The organism is Candidatus Sneabacter namystus, from assembly GCF_008189685.1.
GTDB classification, from domain to species: domain Bacteria; phylum Pseudomonadota; class Alphaproteobacteria; order Rickettsiales; family Rickettsiaceae; genus Sneabacter; species Sneabacter namystus.
Map to the genome: position 1 here is coordinate 27,497 of NZ_CP043312.1, position 18,505 is coordinate 46,001.

At 38.3% G+C, this 18,505-nt stretch carries 14 protein-coding genes; 5 read left to right on the forward strand and 9 right to left on the reverse strand.

From position 1 onward, the window contains the following. Positions 1–412 precede the first annotated feature (412 nt). The gene (locus FZC37_RS00105) at positions 413–2,230 is read left to right on the forward strand and encodes a leucine-rich repeat domain-containing protein (protein WP_148951713.1); all 1,818 of its coding nucleotides are present in this window, start codon (positions 413–415) and stop codon (positions 2,228–2,230) included. Positions 2,231–2,597: 367 nt separating this feature from the next. Then, complete coding sequence (locus tag FZC37_RS00110) at positions 2,598–3,899, forward strand: MFS transporter (protein WP_148951714.1); 1,302 nt, start codon at positions 2,598–2,600, stop codon at positions 3,897–3,899. Here the strand turns inward: FZC37_RS00110 and FZC37_RS00115 are convergent. Further along, positions 3,870–4,928 (reverse strand): HD domain-containing protein, encoded by a 1,059-nt coding sequence (locus tag FZC37_RS00115; protein ID WP_148951715.1) that lies wholly within the window; start codon positions 4,926–4,928, stop codon positions 3,870–3,872. The genes FZC37_RS00110 and FZC37_RS00115 overlap by 30 nt on opposite strands. A 48-nt stretch (positions 4,929–4,976) precedes the next feature. On the opposite strand from FZC37_RS00115, the gene FZC37_RS00120 reads away from it, so the two are divergent. Continuing rightward, complete coding sequence (locus FZC37_RS00120; protein ID WP_148951716.1) at positions 4,977–6,500, forward strand: hypothetical protein; 1,524 nt, start codon at positions 4,977–4,979, stop codon at positions 6,498–6,500. A gap of 293 nt (positions 6,501–6,793) precedes the next feature. Here the strand turns inward: FZC37_RS00120 and FZC37_RS00125 are convergent, their stop codons facing one another. Then, entirely contained in the window at positions 6,794–8,881 is a 2,088-nt protein-coding gene (locus tag FZC37_RS00125) for a leucine-rich repeat protein (protein ID WP_148951717.1), read from the reverse strand. A gap of 143 nt (positions 8,882–9,024) precedes the next feature. Between FZC37_RS00125 and FZC37_RS00130 the strand changes: the two genes are divergently transcribed. Further along, positions 9,025–9,492: a hypothetical protein gene (locus tag FZC37_RS00130; protein ID WP_148951718.1), complete on the forward strand. Its 468-nt coding sequence runs from the start codon at positions 9,025–9,027 to the stop codon at positions 9,490–9,492. A gap of 7 nt (positions 9,493–9,499) precedes the next feature. Here FZC37_RS00130 and FZC37_RS00135 read toward each other — a convergent pair whose 3' ends face one another. The 4 genes from FZC37_RS00135 to FZC37_RS00150 all read right to left on the reverse strand — a co-directional run bounded on the left by FZC37_RS00135 (position 9,500) and on the right by FZC37_RS00150 (position 12,628). Beyond that, positions 9,500–9,781, reverse strand: a complete 282-nt coding sequence (locus tag FZC37_RS00135) for a hypothetical protein (RefSeq protein WP_148951719.1) — start codon at positions 9,779–9,781, stop codon at positions 9,500–9,502. Positions 9,782–10,245: 464 nt separating this feature from the next. Next, positions 10,246–10,869: a hypothetical protein gene (locus FZC37_RS00140; RefSeq protein ID WP_148951720.1), complete on the reverse strand. Its 624-nt coding sequence runs from the start codon at positions 10,867–10,869 to the stop codon at positions 10,246–10,248. Next, positions 10,866–11,384, reverse strand: a complete 519-nt coding sequence (locus tag FZC37_RS00145) for a hypothetical protein (RefSeq protein WP_148951721.1) — start codon at positions 11,382–11,384, stop codon at positions 10,866–10,868. Before FZC37_RS00145 ends, FZC37_RS00140 begins: the two co-directional genes overlap by 4 nt. A gap of 518 nt (positions 11,385–11,902) precedes the next feature. Further along, entirely contained in the window at positions 11,903–12,628 is a 726-nt protein-coding gene (locus tag FZC37_RS00150; protein ID WP_148951722.1) for a hypothetical protein, read from the reverse strand. A 211-nt stretch (positions 12,629–12,839) separates the two neighbouring features. Between FZC37_RS00150 and FZC37_RS00155 the strand changes: the two genes are divergently transcribed. Beyond that, a complete protein-coding gene (locus FZC37_RS00155) occupies positions 12,840–13,418 on the forward strand; it encodes a hypothetical protein (RefSeq protein WP_148951723.1) in 579 nt (192 codons plus the stop codon). Between the two features lie 101 nt (positions 13,419–13,519). Here FZC37_RS00155 and FZC37_RS00160 read toward each other — a convergent pair whose 3' ends face one another. The 3 genes from FZC37_RS00160 to FZC37_RS00170 all read right to left on the reverse strand — a co-directional run bounded on the left by FZC37_RS00160 (position 13,520) and on the right by FZC37_RS00170 (position 18,472). Continuing rightward, positions 13,520–15,043, reverse strand: coding sequence for a hypothetical protein (locus FZC37_RS00160; protein ID WP_148951724.1), 1,524 nt, complete (start codon positions 15,041–15,043; stop codon positions 13,520–13,522). 633 nt (positions 15,044–15,676) lie between these two features. Next, a complete protein-coding gene (locus FZC37_RS00165; protein ID WP_148951725.1) occupies positions 15,677–17,527 on the reverse strand; it encodes a tetratricopeptide repeat protein in 1,851 nt (616 codons plus the stop codon). A 396-nt stretch (positions 17,528–17,923) separates the two neighbouring features. Next, positions 17,924–18,472, reverse strand: coding sequence for a pyrimidine dimer DNA glycosylase/endonuclease V (locus tag FZC37_RS00170; RefSeq protein WP_148951726.1), 549 nt, complete (start codon positions 18,470–18,472; stop codon positions 17,924–17,926). Positions 18,473–18,505: the final 33 nt, after the last annotated feature.

An 18,505-nucleotide genomic window follows, 5' to 3' on the forward strand; every position in this document is an offset into this window, starting at 1 on the left:
CACATGAGCATGATATCGTACTCAATAAGGTAAAACAAGCACAATAATAATTTTTATTAAGCAGATGATACGGTAACGATACTAAGATGTGCAGATGATTGCTGTCCATATGCCGCTTTTCAATCTGCAACGTTGTACAGCGCAAAGCAAATAAGGCTGTTTAAGAGAAACGATAAATGATAGGCATAGAAGGGCTAAAGTTCTAAAAAGCAATTGCAAAAGCCTCTCTTGATCTACAAGAAGGCAACTGGAAACCTGTGCAAGAGGCAGAAAAACTACATATTCGTTACAAGAAGTGAAATGATAGGCAACTACAGCGAACGCTTTGCTCCTATACTTGCGTACTTGGCAAAGCTTGCATTTGTGAAATAACTGCATATAATATCACTTTTCAAATAAACAGAAAATTAATATGCCAGTACGTAATATCGCAGTAAATACAGAAGTCCAGATGGGGAATAACGATAGTCCATCTTTACTACGTTTCATAAAGATAGAAGAACTTGTTATAAGCAATAAGCAAATAGCAGACTTGAGTCCTCTCAGAGATTTTGTGAACCTAACGAAACTTATTCTAGATCACAATGATATAGGAGACATAGGGCCGCTTAGCAGTCTTACAGAACTAAAAGAACTTAGTCTAGATTACAATAACATAGGAGGCATCGAGCCGCTTAGCAGTCTTACAAAACTAACGTACTTTAGTCTAGATCACAATAACATAGAAGGCATCGAGCCGCTTAGAAGTCTTACAAAACTAGAAACACTTTATCTAGTTTACAATAACATAGAAGACATAGGGCCGCTTAGCAGTCTTACAAAACTAACAGCACTTGGTCTAAATAACAATAACATAGGAGACATAGGGCCGATTAGCAGTCTTACAAAACTAGAAGAACTTAGTCTAGATCACAATAACATAGGATGCATCAAGCCGCTTAGCAGTCTTACAGAACTAACAACACTTAGTCTAGATCACAATAACATAGGAGACATCGAGCCGCTTAGAAGTCTTACAAAACTAGAAACACTTAATCTAGATCACAATAACATAGAAGGCATCGAGCCGCTTAGCCGTCTTACAGAACTAACGTACCTTAGTCTAAAGAACAATAACATAGGAGGCATCGAGTCGCTTAGCAGTCTTACAAAACTAACGTACCTTAGTCTAAATAACAATAACATAGGAGACATAGGGCCGATTAGCAGTCTTACAAAACTAGAAATACTTCGTCTAGATCACAATAACATAGGATGCATCAAGCCGCTTAGCAGTCTTACAAAACTAAGGAACCTTAATCTAAATAACAATAACATAAAAGGCATCGAGCCGCTTAGCCGTCTTACAGAACTAAGGCACCTTAGTCTAGATCACAATAACATAGAAGGCATCGAGCCGCTTAGAAGTCTTACAAAACTAGAAACACTTTATCTAGTTTACAATAACATAGAAGACATAGGGCCGCTTAGCAGTCTTACAAAACTATGGCTCCTTCATCTAGATCACAATGACATAGGAGGCATCGATCCGCTTAGCGGTCTTACAAAACTAACAGTACTTAGTCTAAAGAACAATAACATAGGCAACATAGGGCCGCTTAGCAGTCTTACACTACGGATACTTAATCTAAATAACAATAACATAGAAGGCATCGAGCCTCTTAGCAGTCTTACACAGCTAAAAGAACTAGAATTAAGAGGGAATCCGATAGACATAGAAAGAGGTCTTGTATCTATAAAAGATTTGCCTGTATATGAAAAAGTCAAGAGACAACTGTTGTGCTTTGACATTTTAGCAAAAGAAGAAGAAGGAAAGAAAACCCTTGCTAAACAAAGTAAGATTAAAGGCTTTTTTGATTCACCACAAGATCTAGTAGTGTTACTAATGCGGGATTATATGAAAACAGATAACATGTGTAAGTTTGTTAAGATGCTTCTTTTTGTGGCAGAAAGAGGTAGAATACGATCGCTTGTTGAGCATGATAAACAAATACTAATAGATGACCCCAGATCTGACCTTGTAACGCCTAAGATGAGATCAATTTTGCTTCCTATGATAATAGAAGAGCAACGAGACAAGATTGAACAATTTGAACAAAGAGAGTTGGGAGGTGGCATAGTTGGTGATGAAGAATACTACGGTGATGCATTTGCTGAGGAAAATGATGCATGTGGTGCAGCAAAATGTCCATTTCATGGAGAAGACAATGGTAATTGCTCTGTAATGTGATTCGTGCTGTTTCTAGTGATGTTGTTTATTTTTGCAATCAGGACAGATAGCAAAAGATACGTACAGGATGTGTGTAAAAAGTGATTTCTTTAAAAATTGGATAATGGACAACTACGAAAACTTGCTAGATGCACTAAAAAGATAGCCTCAAGGAGAGATGCAGCATCACGCTAGAGGATGACATCTGTTTGCTTAATTAGTTAAAAAATAGTTGATCTGACTTACGAAAAGAGCTAACCTCAAGGCAGCTAACTGTAAGAAATGATATGGAAAACACTCACAGTTCAGGCAAGGGCTCTGGCATTGTTGGGGGGAGTATAGACTCTTCTGACCAGAGGAAAATCAATTCCCTTTTATTCTAAGCAATATGGTCACTCCTCCCACTACTGCCGGCTCTACAAATAACAAACTAGAAAAATGGCAAAAGGAGGCCGTTGCTATGATATCAGTGGGAACTCTGCTTGAGTATTTCGATCTTATGCTATACGTGCACATTGCTGGCTTAGTAGAGGAATGTTTTTTTCCCAAGGACATTTCTGGTATGTGGATCTTATCAAACTTAACAATGTGCTCCACTTTTCTCTTTAGGCCGTTAGGATCCGTCCTTTTCGGATGGATTGGTGATCATTTGGGAAGAAAATTTACAATTTTTTGGACAACAATCATAACCTCTATAGCTTGCGCAACAACTGCATTTTTACCTGGCTACAATAAGTTTGGCCTGTTAGCTACTTACATACTTACAGGTTGCCGAGTATTGCAGGGAATGGCCTCTCTTGGAGAATTGCAAGGTGCCAAAATATATATTACGGAAAGTGTTAGCGGATTTAGAAGGCAGTGTATGCTTACCTCTACTCTAACTTTTAGCGCTGAATCAGGAACCACACTTGCTGTATTGGCTGCTCTATTTGCAACTTTTTTAAACAAAGAAGGAATCTTGGTAGATGGATGGAGGTTAATTTTCTTGCTCGGAGCTTTTATTGGAGTAACGGGTACCTATGCTAGATTTAATTTACGCGAAAGTACTGAATTTGCAGATGCTAACAAAAAACTGCAGATATCTGAACACCATCCTTCGAAAGCTAAAGTTGATAAGCTTTGGTTTTTTTTCTACTTTATAATGAAGAGTGGAACATCTTTTGGAATAGTCTTTTTTCCATATATATACTGCAAAAATTTGATGAAGAGTTACTCAGCTGCTGAGGTGATTTCACAAAACTTTCTAGCATCCATCATTGGCCCCATAAAAATACTTGCGTTTATATACCTAGTATATAAATACGTGCATCCTTTAAAAATTCTTATGTACAGAACTTGGATGTTTTTAGTTTTTATGTTTGTTTTACCATTTTTCTGGTGGAATATAGAGTCGAAGACTGCAATATTTTTGGTACAGACTATTTCTCTAATTCTTGCTATTGGAGATGTTCCAGCAAGTCCATTGTTTTTTGCTCCATTTCCAGTACTAAAAAGAGCTAGATGTATACTATTGGGAGACTCATGTGGATGGGCTTTCATGTCCGTGATGTATACATTCATCATCCCTTTGTGTCAGCGTTTTATAGGTGACTATGTCATATTTGGTTTCGGTGTCATATTGTCCATTATCACCTTAGTAGGACTTGAGTATCTGAAAAGATCATATGTAGTCTCGAGAGAGTTGATATAGCTCTTTGTGCGAGATACTGTTGCATACTTTAAAAATATGAAATGCTAAATTGCTGCTTCTCATGGTGGTAGCCAAAGGGAGTATTTCCTCGATCGTTTCTCTCTTTAGCTTTTCCTGTTTTTCAGTGGAGAAGCAATTCATAGTCTCAAGGTTATGGAGGCGATCCATTATTTTAATAAGGCAGATAGCTCGCTTTGTATTTTCATCGTAGCTTTTAAATGCAAGTCGTAGGCAATCCAGTACAGAGGATTGTTTTTGTCTAGCAATGGCAGAAATACCGTGCGCTATAGACATCATATCTCTACCTAAACACTGTAGTACTCTGCTGTATGGTATCTCGTTTCCTTTTATTTTACCCAGCTCTTTTATGCCCTTTTCAAACGTTGCGATAAACTCAGGTACATCGTCTTTTTTACCAATAATCTTCTTGATTGCCTGTAGAAGACTTGTGCACACTTTTTCTAATGCAGAGCTCTTATACCAGAGAGTATTACACCAGGGAGAATGAGCCTCATTTAATCTTTTGAGAGCCTCATAGTAATCATCTACAATTCTTTGTGCAAGGCCGCACACGACCTCTTTGTTGGCCTTTTTATTGCGTGTCAGGCCCTCTACCATCTGCATGACCCACATGCCAAATTCATCTAGGACATGCAAGTATGAAACATCTGTATCTTCTATGATGTCATGAAGTAATGCTGCAACGATAACATCTTGATCAACACGATAATCTGCTACCATGTTTGCAACAGCAATAGGATGCGTATATGCTGGCTCTCCAGTCAGATGCTTTTGATCTTTATAGTGATGCTTTATAAATGCAAGTGCCTTTTGGATTTTGCCAACATCCAACCCCTGGCTACAAAGCCTATTTAGCAATTGTTCTTCGATTAAGCACTTCATTGGCACACTTATATTAAGGGCTACGAAAGGTAGTCTAACTGGTTTTTGTGCAAAACAGAAGAAGAATCTAGTAACCACTTTAGAAAAGTCATCCACTTTTTGCTCATAAAGTATGCATTTACACATTAATTTTTAATGTGTTAATGTATGCTTTTAATTAAACAAGGTTAAGTTATGCTTAAGAGTTTTAAAACTTTTGCGGATAAAGAAAACGCTAATATGCTTGTCAGTACAAACCGTATGGCAAGAGAAAGGTCTGGTGCAAAAGACATATCGTTTTCAATACAGCCAGTTGAGGCTGTAGTTGGAAAGGTAGAACTTGCTCGTGGTATTAGTAATGAATCGATAAGCTTGCTGACTTTTGGGCAGAAGCAAAATATACAGGAAGTAGGGGCGAGATGGACGGAAATAAATAGACACTCTGGCATAGAGAAAGCTTTTGTATTAAGCAGAAATGACTATGTTTATGGATCGGAAGCTGTGCTAAACCTCGTAGACACGGGTTCTCTGCAGCAAAAATTACAAGTAGGACCGGTATCTTATGTAAGTGTGTTTTGCCCATTTATAAGTTATGCGGGATCGTCGCAAGAGTCGTATTTTATGAGGTTGTGTCATACTACTTTGCCAAACTCAGTTCAGGTCAAATGGGATGGAATAAGCGACACTGCAGTGTGTGGAAAATTTGACCTTCTCTTGCCATACAATAGAGGCCCACTTCTTGATACAATGCCAAGTGGCATGTTACTACATAGGCCAACTCCTATTGGAGTAGGTACAGTGCATGATCCACTATCAGAGCAAGAGTGGTTATCTACTCATCGGATATGCCACAACACCTATCAGGATACTTTTTCTGCCGGACCACAAACTCAGCAATACGTTCGCCATGTCATATTAGAGAAAGAAGCATTTTTACGAAAAGGAGAGGAAGTACCACAAGCATTTGTGAGTATCGAGCGTTGTGACTATCTTCCGCATCCAGGTAATATTTTTAACAATCCCACAGGTCCTGCGTTTTTAAAATTGGAATTTTTTACAAAAGGTGATACAGACCGTGGTACTGCATTTTTGAATCAGGTAATGGCAGCAAGAGCTGCTGTTGAACATTGCTTAGTAACATGCGCTAAATGGAATAACAGGGCGTCTGAGTCGCAAGATGCATACGTTGATGAAGGTCGGGCTTTGTTTAGCTGCCTATTTGCTGTCACTCCATTTGTAGATCAACTTGAAGGTGATGCATGCAGAGAAGTGATGCAGCGTCATCAAGCGTTAAAAATGTCTGGCTTTATACACTATAACAATTTTATCAAAGGTCGGACAACTCAAGGTATTCAAGACAATACTCCAGAATGGTTTCAGCGTATTCATAAAATTCTGTCACGCGAACAAGGGCATCAGGCATGCTCTGTAAAAACAAAAGATATAGGAAGGGGCAGTAAAGTCTTCAAAGGAGATGTTACTATTATGATAGGAAATACAGAAAAACCTGTAGATCTTTTCTTCATTAACTTTAAGTGTGGTGATCAAGTATCTTCATATCTTCCAGACCATCTGTATCTTAAAAGTCAGCAAGAAGCAATAGAGGCAGTAAAAATAGATAATCACGTATGTCCTCTATCTCATGATCTAGCACATCAAGACGCTATGCTAAAAATTGTTGGAGGAACTGAACTTTTATTTTCTGAGATATCTGAGTAATTATACCTTGGGCTTAATTAGGTTGTCGTGCTTGTATGGCTTTCATATGGCATTTGTATGGCAGGGAGGTTAGCGCTGTTAGTGTTTGTATATAATGGTGTAAAATGGGCAGTCTATGCCGAAATTTTTTCTCTATCAGGCAATGCAATCACGTCAAACCTAAGCGGAATTAGCGCTGGTTTGTAAGTCACTATACTTAGAAGAGAAAACTTCGCTAAGTAAAAATTTATGATAGCAGATGCAACTTATCTTTTAGAAGGCAAGAACTTTTCTGTAAAGATAAGGCAATACTTTTATTGCGATGTTGTATCTACTACTGCTTCAAGATCTCCCATAGGACCTGCTGCATCTACATGATGTGCAGGTTGAGAAGTCACAGACCCTGCCGCTGCGGCTGCACCTTCTTCTGCACGATCAACAAGGCCACCTGCTGCTGCATCTGCATGACGTGGAGATTTGCCCCCTGCCGCATCTACATGATGTGCAGATTCAGGAGTCATACCTGCTGCTGCTGCATCTACATGATGTGGAGCTTGCCCTGCCGCATCTACATGACGTAGAAATTGCCCTGCCGCATCTGCATGACGTGAGGCTTGCCCTGCTGCATCGGCATGATGCGCAGATTGAGAAGTCACAGACCCTGCCGCTGCGGCTGCACGATCAACAAGGCCAACTTTTGCTTTACCTGAAAGACATATCTTCAAGAAAGCGTGATTTGCAAATGGTGGTAAATTGTTAGGTGCTAAATAATTGCCAACTATGTTAAGAAGCTCTTTCGCTAGACCAAAGCTTTGATGAACATTTTCAAATACCTTATCCCTATCCTTGTTGAACTTTATGAATCGACTTGTCAGATCATCGTTATTAGAAGATGGATCAAGTCCTACAATGGTAAGGCCAAAAGCACCTGTAGCTATACTACCTATTATAGTGCCTGTTAGATCAAGCTTTGTGAGACTAGATAAGTCTGCAAAAGCACCTGGAGCTATACCACCATTTATTGTGGCACTATCAAGATCAAGCTCTGTGAGACTAGATAAGTCTGCAAAAGCACCTGGAGCTATGTCTCCTTCTATTGTGGAATGCCTGAGAATAAGACTTGTGAGGCTGACAAGGTCTTGAAAAGCACCTGGAGCTATACCTACTTTAGCATAGGTTAGATCAAGCGTTGTGAGACTAGATAAGCCTGCAAAAGTACCTGGAGCTATACCTTTTTCTCCAAAGGAATAGGAAATATAAAGCTTTGTGAGACTAGATAAGCCTGCAAAAGTACCTAGAGCTATGTCGCCTTCGGAATACTTGAGACTAAGACTTGTGAGGCTGACAAGGTCTTGAAAAGCACCTGGAACTATGCCGCCTTCTATTTTGGCACCTGATAAACTAAGACTTGTGAGACTAGATAAGCCTGCAAAAGTACCTGGAGCTATATTTCCCCTTATTGTGGCATATTTTAGATCAAGCTCTGTGAGACTAGATAAGCCTGCAAAAGCACCTGGAGCTATGCCGCCTTCTATTTTGGCATCTTCAAGATGAAGCTTTGTGAGACTAGGTAAGCCTGCAAAAGCATCTGGAGCTATACTACCATTTATTGTGGCACCTTCAAGATGAAGCTTTGTGAGACTAGATAAGCCTGCAAAAGCATCTGGAACTATGCCGCCTTCTATTTTGGTATAGCCTAGATTAAGCGTTGTGAGACTAGATAAGCCTGCAAAAGTACCTGGAGCTATACCGCCTTCTATTGTGGAATACATGAAACTAAGACTTGTGAGGCTGACAAGGTCTCGAAAAGCACCTGGCGCTATATTTCCCCTTATCGTGGCGCTCTCAAGATTAAGACTTGTGAGGCTGACAAGGTCTTGAAAAGCACCTGGATATATACAACCCTCTATTGTGGCACGTTCAAGATGAAGCTCTGTGAGACTAGATAAGCCTGCAAAAATACCTGGAGCTATGCCGCCTTCTATTTTGGCATAGCCTAGATTAAGCGTTGTGAGACTAGATAAGCATGCAAAAGCATCTGGAGCTATACTACCTATTTTGGCATAGCTTAGATTAAGACTTGTGAGGCTGACAAGGTCTTGAAAAGCACCTGGCGCTATATTTCCCCTTATCGTGGCGCTCTCAAGATTAAGACTTGTGAGGCTGACAAGGTCTTGAAAAGCACCTGGATATATACAACCCTCTATTGTGGCACGTTCAAGATCAAGCTCTGTGAGACTAGATAAGCCTGCAAAAATACCTGGAGCTATGCCGCCTTCTATTGTGACATGGCGTAGATCCAGCGTTGTAATATCTGTTGGATATTGCTTACCCGCTATTGTAACTGTTTTTGGTGGCATAATATATTGCTTACCCGCTATTGTAACTGTTTCTGGTGGCATAATTAATACTCTTACTTAAAAAAGGACTATTTTATAAAAGTATTCTAAATAAAGCAAATTTTTTTTAACACACTCCCTGATAGCCGGTTGCATAAGTAGTAAGAGATTATAGAGTCAATGTGATAGATGGTTGAAAAGGGCATTTGCTGCCGCATTATCTAGATGTTTTAGAAGATAAGAAGTACAGGTATCGAAAAATTGTACTGCCGCACGATCAAGCAAGGCGAAATGCTTTTGGCACAACTGTTTTAATGGAGGCAGATAGCCTTGCTAAAGAAAAGGGATTACCTCCTATTGAGATTGGAAAGATGATAGCTAGAGATACGAGAATATACCAAGCGTTAGATTTTCTAGCATCAGGTAAGTGCTTTATTGATGAGGGCAATTGCAAAGAGGGGATAGAAGGGCTAGAGGGCTTTATGCATGAAAAGCGCTCAACGCATAGTGCTTCAACAAAAGAGACAGATATAGCAGATAGTTTTTGCTATATGGCAAGTGATGCAAAGGCAAATGAGGGCAATTGCACATTTCTTAACAGCCTTGATAAATTGCCAAGGGACTTGCGAAAAATGCCAGCTGTTTTTCGGTCAACAAAACCGCGCTTGCGATAAATCAAACTCAATTAGAAGGCACTGCTACATCTTCATTAAAATCATCACCAGGAGCAGCCCCCATCATCGCATCACTAAAACCAAGACCAACCTGATCACTAGTAACATGCTTGTGTCCATCGAAAGCACAATTTGGATATTTGTTGTGATCCTGATCGCAATAAGCATTAGTTGAATATCCTCGCTTATGTGTTCCACAAGGCTTGTTATTTCCTATGGAAGGGATGTTTATACCATTTCCATCACCGTCATCCATATGTTTGGCCACGTCAAGAGTAGAGTCGATCATTTTTCCTTTCTGAAAGATATCTTCCTGGAAGCAATCTATACGTTCATTAATTGAGATAAGACTCCCTGGATCTCCTTCAGTTCTCAGCTTTTGAAGCGTGTCACAGTTTACTGTATGTCCTCCGCGTTTTATTACTCCAAAGAGCGTTTCACACTGTGCTTCACTTTTGTTGCCTTTGTTATCATCCACAAGCATTAATGGTACTGTTGGTCGTTACCGTGTTGTTCGCTTTTGTATATCTTGTTGTGAGGCATGCCAAAGTATACATTTTTGTACAACAAATAGAACAAGCAGCTAGGACACATTAACTTATCTTTGACTATAACTAGAGGATCACTTGGTAGTAATCCCTCGCATTTTAACCATATGTATAAATATCTTTCCGAGTGTGCTCCACTATCGTCACGTTCCTTCTCAAACTTTTTGGTGTCATGACTAACATTAGTAAAATTCACGAAGCAGAATTATTCTTCTGTCGTTAATTTATAATTTTTGGCAACGGCTTGCAAATCTGTTATTAACTTTGAGTAATCCTCTCTTAACTTGCCATCATAGAACTGGCGCCACGGCTTGCCTGCGACTTTTCTTTCAAATTTTCTCTGCTCGCGTGCTAAGAATTTACTTTCTTTGAAATGATAGCTAACAAAGTCTTCTATTTTCAGTTTTTCTTGCACTACATCGACAAAATCTCTCCTTATTTTGTTTAAGACTTGCTCGTTTATTACCTTATCATAATTGAAAGCAATATATATTCTATACTCATTGTCGTGTTCTAGTATTGTTGCAGTACAACATGGACCAGTATTTTTCAAAGAAAACATTTGTGGAAATGACTGTATATCTTCGTATATTTTCTTGCAGCTTTCTATTACTTCTCTGGTATGGCCATTCTCTTTCAACGTTTTTGCTAATTCAACCTCTGCGAATTTCTTGAGTTTATCATGCTCTGATATTGCTTTTAAGTTTAACTTGTCTAGCAAACTGTAGCAGTTAGGACGACTCACATGGTAACGCAACCCAACGAAAGCGCGGTGCAAAATGGGCTTTGGTAAGTGATGTATCGTACCCCAACTTAAAGAACGTATCATATCTGTTCGGGACAAAAATCTGAAAAACTATGTTCTCCCGAACACACGGTTTCTGTACACTTAGCCTGCTTGCATGGAATGTGGTAGAGAGTATCTAGTGATTGTGTATATGCCTCAGGGCAGTACATATCATCTAGCGCAGACACAACGATGTCTGGATAAGGTTCCTTGAGTGCTCCTTCAGATTTGAGTTTGTCCGCTACTCCTTTGAGTAAAGCAACATTGTCTCTATCAAAACTTTGCAGGATCATCAGCACAATTGGCGTCGTTTTGCTGCCGTTATAAGGCATACCACCATTTTTCTTATCGATGTACTTTAGTACCTCTTCATCTTTGTACTGTTCTTTAGTGAGAGTTTTTAACAATTTAAAATCTTTCTCTCTTACTGTTGTATTACAGTCTTCCAGACCTTTTAGTATAGGAGAATCTTTGACTTTTTGTTTCCATTTTGGCTCTTGTACTTTAACTGCTTCTCTTTTTGCACTTTTCGCAAGGAGATTGAAAGATCGTTTCATAACAAATTACCTCAATTAGTCAATTGACTGTAGCCATTATACCTCAAAAATTGATAAAGAAGTTCTTAGTTGCAATGTAGCAAATTGCAAAAAGTATTGACATTCATGCGTAGGCTCCAAAAGGAAGAGTTAAGTGGTAAAGAGCACACACATAAAAATTTTGTGGGATTTTGCATAGGTTAAAAAATTTGACAAAATAATTAACCTTATGTTATTTCAAAAAAATAGCGGGAGTGTAGACGAAGGAAGGTGAATTAACCTAAGTCTATGCCCCACCTCTTAGTAATACTTTCTCCGCAGTTTTTCCTGCTTTTTTTGATTCTGATGATTTTAATTTTCTTATATGCTATCACATTGTTTCAGCTCTCCACAGAGCTCCTTATACTTTTTCTAGTACAACTCTTTTTTACAGTAATGTATTTGTTTAAAAGCAAAAGGATTTATACCAGAAAAGCCAGCTGTTCTACCAGCACCGATAATCAACGGATTACAGGCCCTATAAAGATTATACTTCATTACTACTCCTCTTCCGTCACATAGTCACACAAAAGATCGTTTGTCATTTGTTTACCAAGGAGGTGGGGTAATATCTCACGAACTGGAAAATTATCGTCATCATTATAAGGTAAATAAGTTTGAAGAATTTCATCTTCTTCGCCAATGAACTTGTGTTTTGCACAGTCCTCGCTAAATTTTGGTAAGGTCAATATGTACCCTTTCATAACCTCACTTATTTCCTTGTTTTTAGATCTGTGCAAAGTTGCAGTTACTGGACTAACATTATAACAATCTGTATCGAGAAGTTCATCTCTTGAGGGTTTTTCTTGATCTAAAATCTTTTTCAGCTCATCGACCCTCTCTTCTCTTATCATATGCACTAATGCAAGACACCGTTTTTCTTGTTCTTCGTCTGTATCACTTGTGACATCAGTCTTGGCAGTAAAAGAATATTCTCCCCTCTGCATATGCGTGGCAGATGTGATATCACCTTCCTTCGATTGGATAGAACCAGTAGTAGATGTATCTTTTTCTGCATCTATGGCATGAGAATCTTCCTCATATAATCTCGCATTCTTTAAAATTTCTTCCACATTAGGTGGTACACCTCTTTCCCTATATTTTTCAAAACCTGCATCTATATCCTGATAAAATTGTTCAGATGGCTTTCTGCTATAGTGTATACCTCTACAAGCATAGGAAGAAGATGACTTTAAAACACCCAATCCAGTGAAAATTCTCTTCATAAAAACTACCTCAATTAGGTTAATACGTGATTATAACTGATATGTGCCAGAAATATAAAAGTGTTTTTGGTTTGGTACTTCGTGTGAAGCATAAAAAGAGGTAAACTAGGGAAGAAAAAAATGATAAGTCTATGTTTTACTCAAAAGACAATAAGGTGTTGCAAAACTCATATGAGGGGACAAATGCACTAGATAATTTGGGTACATGTCTATGTCTCAGGTATGCTGTGCTGTGGCTCGTGAGACATTTGAAGATAATCCTGAGGCACTTGTAAAGAGGCTGTATTTAAGTCATAAGCACAAACAGGGAGCTAAAATCAGTGAGGAAGAGTTCAATGAAGAGTATGGCAGTTCTGGTGTTAGTTGGGATCCTAACATGACACGTGAGTTTGCGGATTACTTGAGTGATTTGCATGAGCATCGAGCTAAGAATGAGTACATCATCTCTAAAGGACAGGGTGGTTTAATAGAAGGTATTGCTAAGTTTGGAACAAGCGTTGCAACATTATTTGCATCTCCCACAAATATAGCACTTGGTTTGATTCCGGTATTTCCAAAAACAACGTTGATGATGGGAGCTAAGTTTGGCACTTTGGCAGCCAAAACTGGGCAAGCAGCAGTTGCATCAGGTCTTGCTCAAGCAGCAACAGAGCCATTACTAAAGGCAGCTTATAGCCAGGAACAAACAGATTACGGCATTAGCAACTCTTTATCTAATCAGAAGTTGCATAAAAATTACATATCAAACGGTGAGATATATAGTCTTCCAACATCAAAGCTAATTGATTGAGGTGGTGTAAAAATATATTGCACCTTGCAGAAAAAAATCAAAGAGCGATATTTCCCTGCAAAGTGCATAACTACGTTCAAGAAATTATAAAGCCACCATCATTACTCAGATATCTCAGAAAATAAAAGTTCAGTTCCTCCAACAATTTTTAGCATAGCGTCTTGATGCGCTAGATCATGAGATAGAGGACATACGTGATTATCTATTTTTACTGCCTCTATTGCTTCTTGCTGACTTTTAAGATACAGATGGTCTGGAAGATATGAAGATACTTGATCACCACACTTAAAGTTAATGCAGAAAAGATCTACAGGTTTTTCTGCATTTCCTATCATAAGAGTAACATCTCCTTTGAAGACTTTACTGCCCCTTCCTATATCTTTTGTTTTTATAGAGCATGCCTGATGCCTTTGTTCGCTTGACAGAATTTTATGAATACGCTGAAACCATTCTGGAGTATTGTCTTGAATACTTTGAGTTTCTTTACCTTTGATAAAATTGTTATAGTGTATAAAGCCAGACATTTTTAACGCTTGATGACGCTGCATCACTTCTCTGCATGCATCACCTTCAAGTTGATCTACAGATGGAGTGACAGCAAATAGGCAGCTAAACAAAGCCAGGCCTTCATCAATGTATGCACCTTGCGACTCAGACGCTTTGTTATTCCATTTAGCGAATGTTGCTCCGCAATGTTCAACAGCAGCTCTTGCTGCCATTACCTGATTCAAAAATGCAGTACTACGGTCTGTATCACCTTTTGTAAAAAATTCCAATTTTAAAAACGCAGGACCTGTGGGATCGTTAAAAATATTCTCTGGATGCGGAAGATAGTCACAACGCTCGATACTCACAAATGCTTGTGGTACTTCTATTTTTCGTAAAAATGCTTCTTTCTCTAATATGACATGGCAAACGTATTGCTGAGTTTCTTGTTGGGCAGACAAAGTATCCTGATAGGTGTTATGGCATATCTGATGAGTAGATAACCACTCTTGCTCTGATAGTGGATAATTCACTTCACGTGTTCCATAAGAATCTGTCCGAAATAGTGCCATGCCACTTGGTATTGCTGCATCAAGAAGTGGGCCTCCATTTTGTGGCAAGAGAAGGTTAAATTTTCCACACACTGCAGTGTCGCTTATTCCATCCCATTTGACCTGAACTGAGTTTGGCAAAGTAGTATGACACAACCTCATAAAATACGACTCTTGCGACGATCCCGCATAACTTATAAATGGGCAAAACACACTTACATAAGATACCGGTCCTACTTGTAATTTTTGCTGCAGAGAACCCGTGTCTACGAGGTTTAGCACAGCTTCCGATCCATAAACATAGTCATTTCTGCTTAATACAAAAGCTTTCTCTATGCCAGAGTGTCTATTTATTTCCGTCCATCTCGCCCCTACTTCCTGTATATTTTGCTTCTGCCCAAAAGTCAGCAAGCTTATCGATTCATTACTAATACCACGAGCAAGTTCTACCTTTCCAACTACAGCCTCAACTGGCTGTATTGAAAACGATATGTCTTTTGCACCAGACCTTTCTCTTGCCATACGGTTTGTACTGACAAGCATATTAGCGTTTTCTTTATCCGCAAAAGTTTTAAAACTCTTAAGCATAACTTAACCTTGTTTAATGAAAAAAGACTTATTATAAGTATTTTTTCATTAAAGTAAAGTACGATTTGTACTTCTTTCCAAGTACGACATGGCCTTATACTCCTCTACCAGAGGGAGAGTGCACATTTACAGATACAAAAGTCAAGAGCGCTACTAGTATTGAAGATGTAATGAATGCACTCACGTTCGTTGAACGACGCCTCTGCCCTAAATATGGCATTTAGAGAAAGAAGCATTTTTACAAAAATCGACTAAGTTTGCACACTTTGCAAGAAATGAGACAATCGGAAACTACAGCGTTTGCTCCCATACTTGCGTACTTTGACATCTATCAATTACAGGTAAAGGATGTTGAAAACAAGACAAAAATTTGCGCTCAATACGCCAAATCTAATTGCTCTTGCATTGCTCAATAAATCAAGAAAAGACAAAGAAAAATAGCATCGCTTACATGTATATAAAATAGCATTCGAGATGGTATTTTATCCCCTTCCATTGTGGACATTTCAATGAGTATGAGCAGTAAAGACACACCATACTGACGCACCTGTCAAAAATGTGTTTGAATATAAGAACGATAAAAAGCCGGTTGAAGAATTTGATACTGCCTTATAGAACCTCTTTCACTTTCCTCTAAACATCATTTTCTAAATCCTTCATGTCTAAAAGATATTTGAAAGACCTTAATGTATCATCAATATATGCCTTACACTCTGTACTCGTTACCATGCCATAATTGCCTTTAGCTACCAACGCATAAGCTCTTTTGATATATCCTAGCCCCGCCTGCTGCTTTCCGAGTTCGCTTAGTAAGTTACCACATTTACACATTGCCAGAACATCTTCAGGATTAAGCCTTATAGCTTTATCATAGCACTCAACTGCCTCTTCATATTTACCTAACTCTTGAAGAACTCCACCTTTATTATAATAAGCTTCAGCATCTTTAGGATCGAGACTTATCACTTTATCATAGCACTCAACTGCCTCTTCGTATTTACCTACAGCATTAAGAGCAATTCCTTTATTGTAGTAAGCATAAGTAAATTCAGGATCAAGCTCTATTGCCCTATCGTAGCACTCAACTGCTTCAGCATATTTACCTAACTCTTGAAGAACTCTACCTTTATCGTAATAAGCACTGGTATATTCAGAATCGCAGCTTATAGCCTTATCATAGCATTCAACTGCTTCAGAATATTTTCCTAAAGCGCCAAGAACAAGACCCTTGTTATAGTAAGACAAAACATCCAAAGGATCGAAACTTATAGACTGATCGTAACATTCAACTGCTTCAGTATATTTACCTAAACTATTAAGAGCAACACCTTTATTACAGTAAATTGCAGCATATTCGAAGTTAAGACCTATTGCTTTGTCGTAGCATTCAACTTCTTCAGCATATTTACCTAAACTATTAAGAGCAGCACCTTTATTACAGTAAGCTTCAGCATATTTAGAATCAATACCTATTGCTTTGTCGTAACACTCAATTGCCTCTTCGTATTTACCTAACTCTTGAAAAACAGTACCTTTGTTGAAGTAAGATGAAGCGTCTTTAGGATTAAGCTCTATTGCCTTATCGTAACATTCAATTGCCTCTTCGTATTTACCTAAATATTGAAAAACAGCACCTTTGTTGAAGTAAGATGAAGCATCTTCAGGATTAAGCCCTATAGCCAGATCATAGCACTCAATTGCCTCTTCGTATTTACCTAAATTTTCCAGAGCAATTCCCTTATTGTAGTACGCATTAGTATATTCAGGATCACAGCCTATAGCCTGGCCGTAGCACTTAACTGCTTCAGAATATTTTCCTAATTTACCAAAAATGACTCCCTTATTGTAGTGAGCTTCAGTATATTCAGGATCACAGCCTATAGCCTGGTCGTAGAATTCAACTGCTTCAGAATATTTTCCTAATTTACCAAAAACGACTCCCTTATTGTAGTGAGCTTCAGTATATTCAGGATCGCAGCTTATAGCCTGGTCGTAGCATTCAACTGCTTCAGAATATTTTTCTAAATCGGCAAACACGACTCCCTTATCATAATAAGCACTGGTATATTCAGGATCACAGCTTATAGCCTGATCGTAGAATTCAACTGCCTCAGAATATTTTCCTAAAGCGCCAAGAGTAAGGCCCATGTTATAATAAGCTAAGGCATCTTCAGGATCACAGCTTATAGCCTTATCGTAGCACTCAACCGCCTCTTCGTACTTACCTAAATATTGAAAAACAACACCTTTATTACAGTAAGCTTCAGCATATTTAGAATCAATACCTATTGCCCTATCATAACATTTCAAGGCCTCGCAATATTTGCCTAAATCTTGAAAAGCAACTCCTTTATTGTAGTGAGCTTCAGCATACGTAGGATTGAGTCTTACAGCTTTATCATAACACTCAATTGCCAAGTCATACTTTCCCAACTTTGCAAAATCAACTCCTTTACTAATCCATTCTTTTGCCGATAAAATCATTTGACTAACCACGTCATACACCTATTTGTAACATATTGCATTCTAAACCACATTCAAACGATTTGCCATTTAATAACAGACAATCTTAACTATGAGAAATGCATAAACACCAAAAGCATCACTTATAGAACATTAATCGAGAAGAGGCAGCAAAAACAAAGCAGCTTTTATCGTTACTGCAAAATTCAACATAAATCTAATCAATGTAATATATAAATCAGGCTAAACTTTTGCGAGCTAGAGCCCGATTTATTCAAAAAATCAGTTGTCATAGTTTTAATGATATACAAAAAAACTGCAGCGTTCATCATTCCATCAAAATGTGTAACTTCAAATCACGTAGAAAAGCCGTTATACACAAGCTATATCTTTGTTGTTAGACAAACATGAATATTTTTACACCTGATCTGTAGTTAATGAAATAGCATGTTTATTTTCAGATGCTTTTTGCCACCAAATAGGAGAAGCTCTGTGCGTCCACGTGGGCACTCTTTTACTGATGCGATACTTTTGTATCAAGTAACAAATGTATGCAAAATGTACATTTGGCTCACAAGAAAAATCCAGGCCCAACGCTTCCGAACGTGCACAATTAACAAACGGTGTTATTGAAGAACGTGGCAAATACATCTTATGATATAACCATAATTTTTCCATCAACGTGCTAGAACGATGAATTTTGTTGTAACGTAAAGTGTATTCTTCACACAAATACTTCATATGCAGAAACAACCATCGCCAATTATCTGAGCTTTTAGAAGCCCATAAAGTACATGGATGATTTACATGCGTTTTTCGATAAATGTCATCATGAGTTATGTTAGAATGTATGTGTATAGATGTGCTAAGCATTTGAGCACTTTCTAAGATCATCTTTACTACTCTTCTATCATCTAAAGATTCTGCACAAGCACGAGGGCAAGGACTAGTGACAAATATATTCACTGTTTATTTTTAGTGCTAAAAAACAAGAACGAC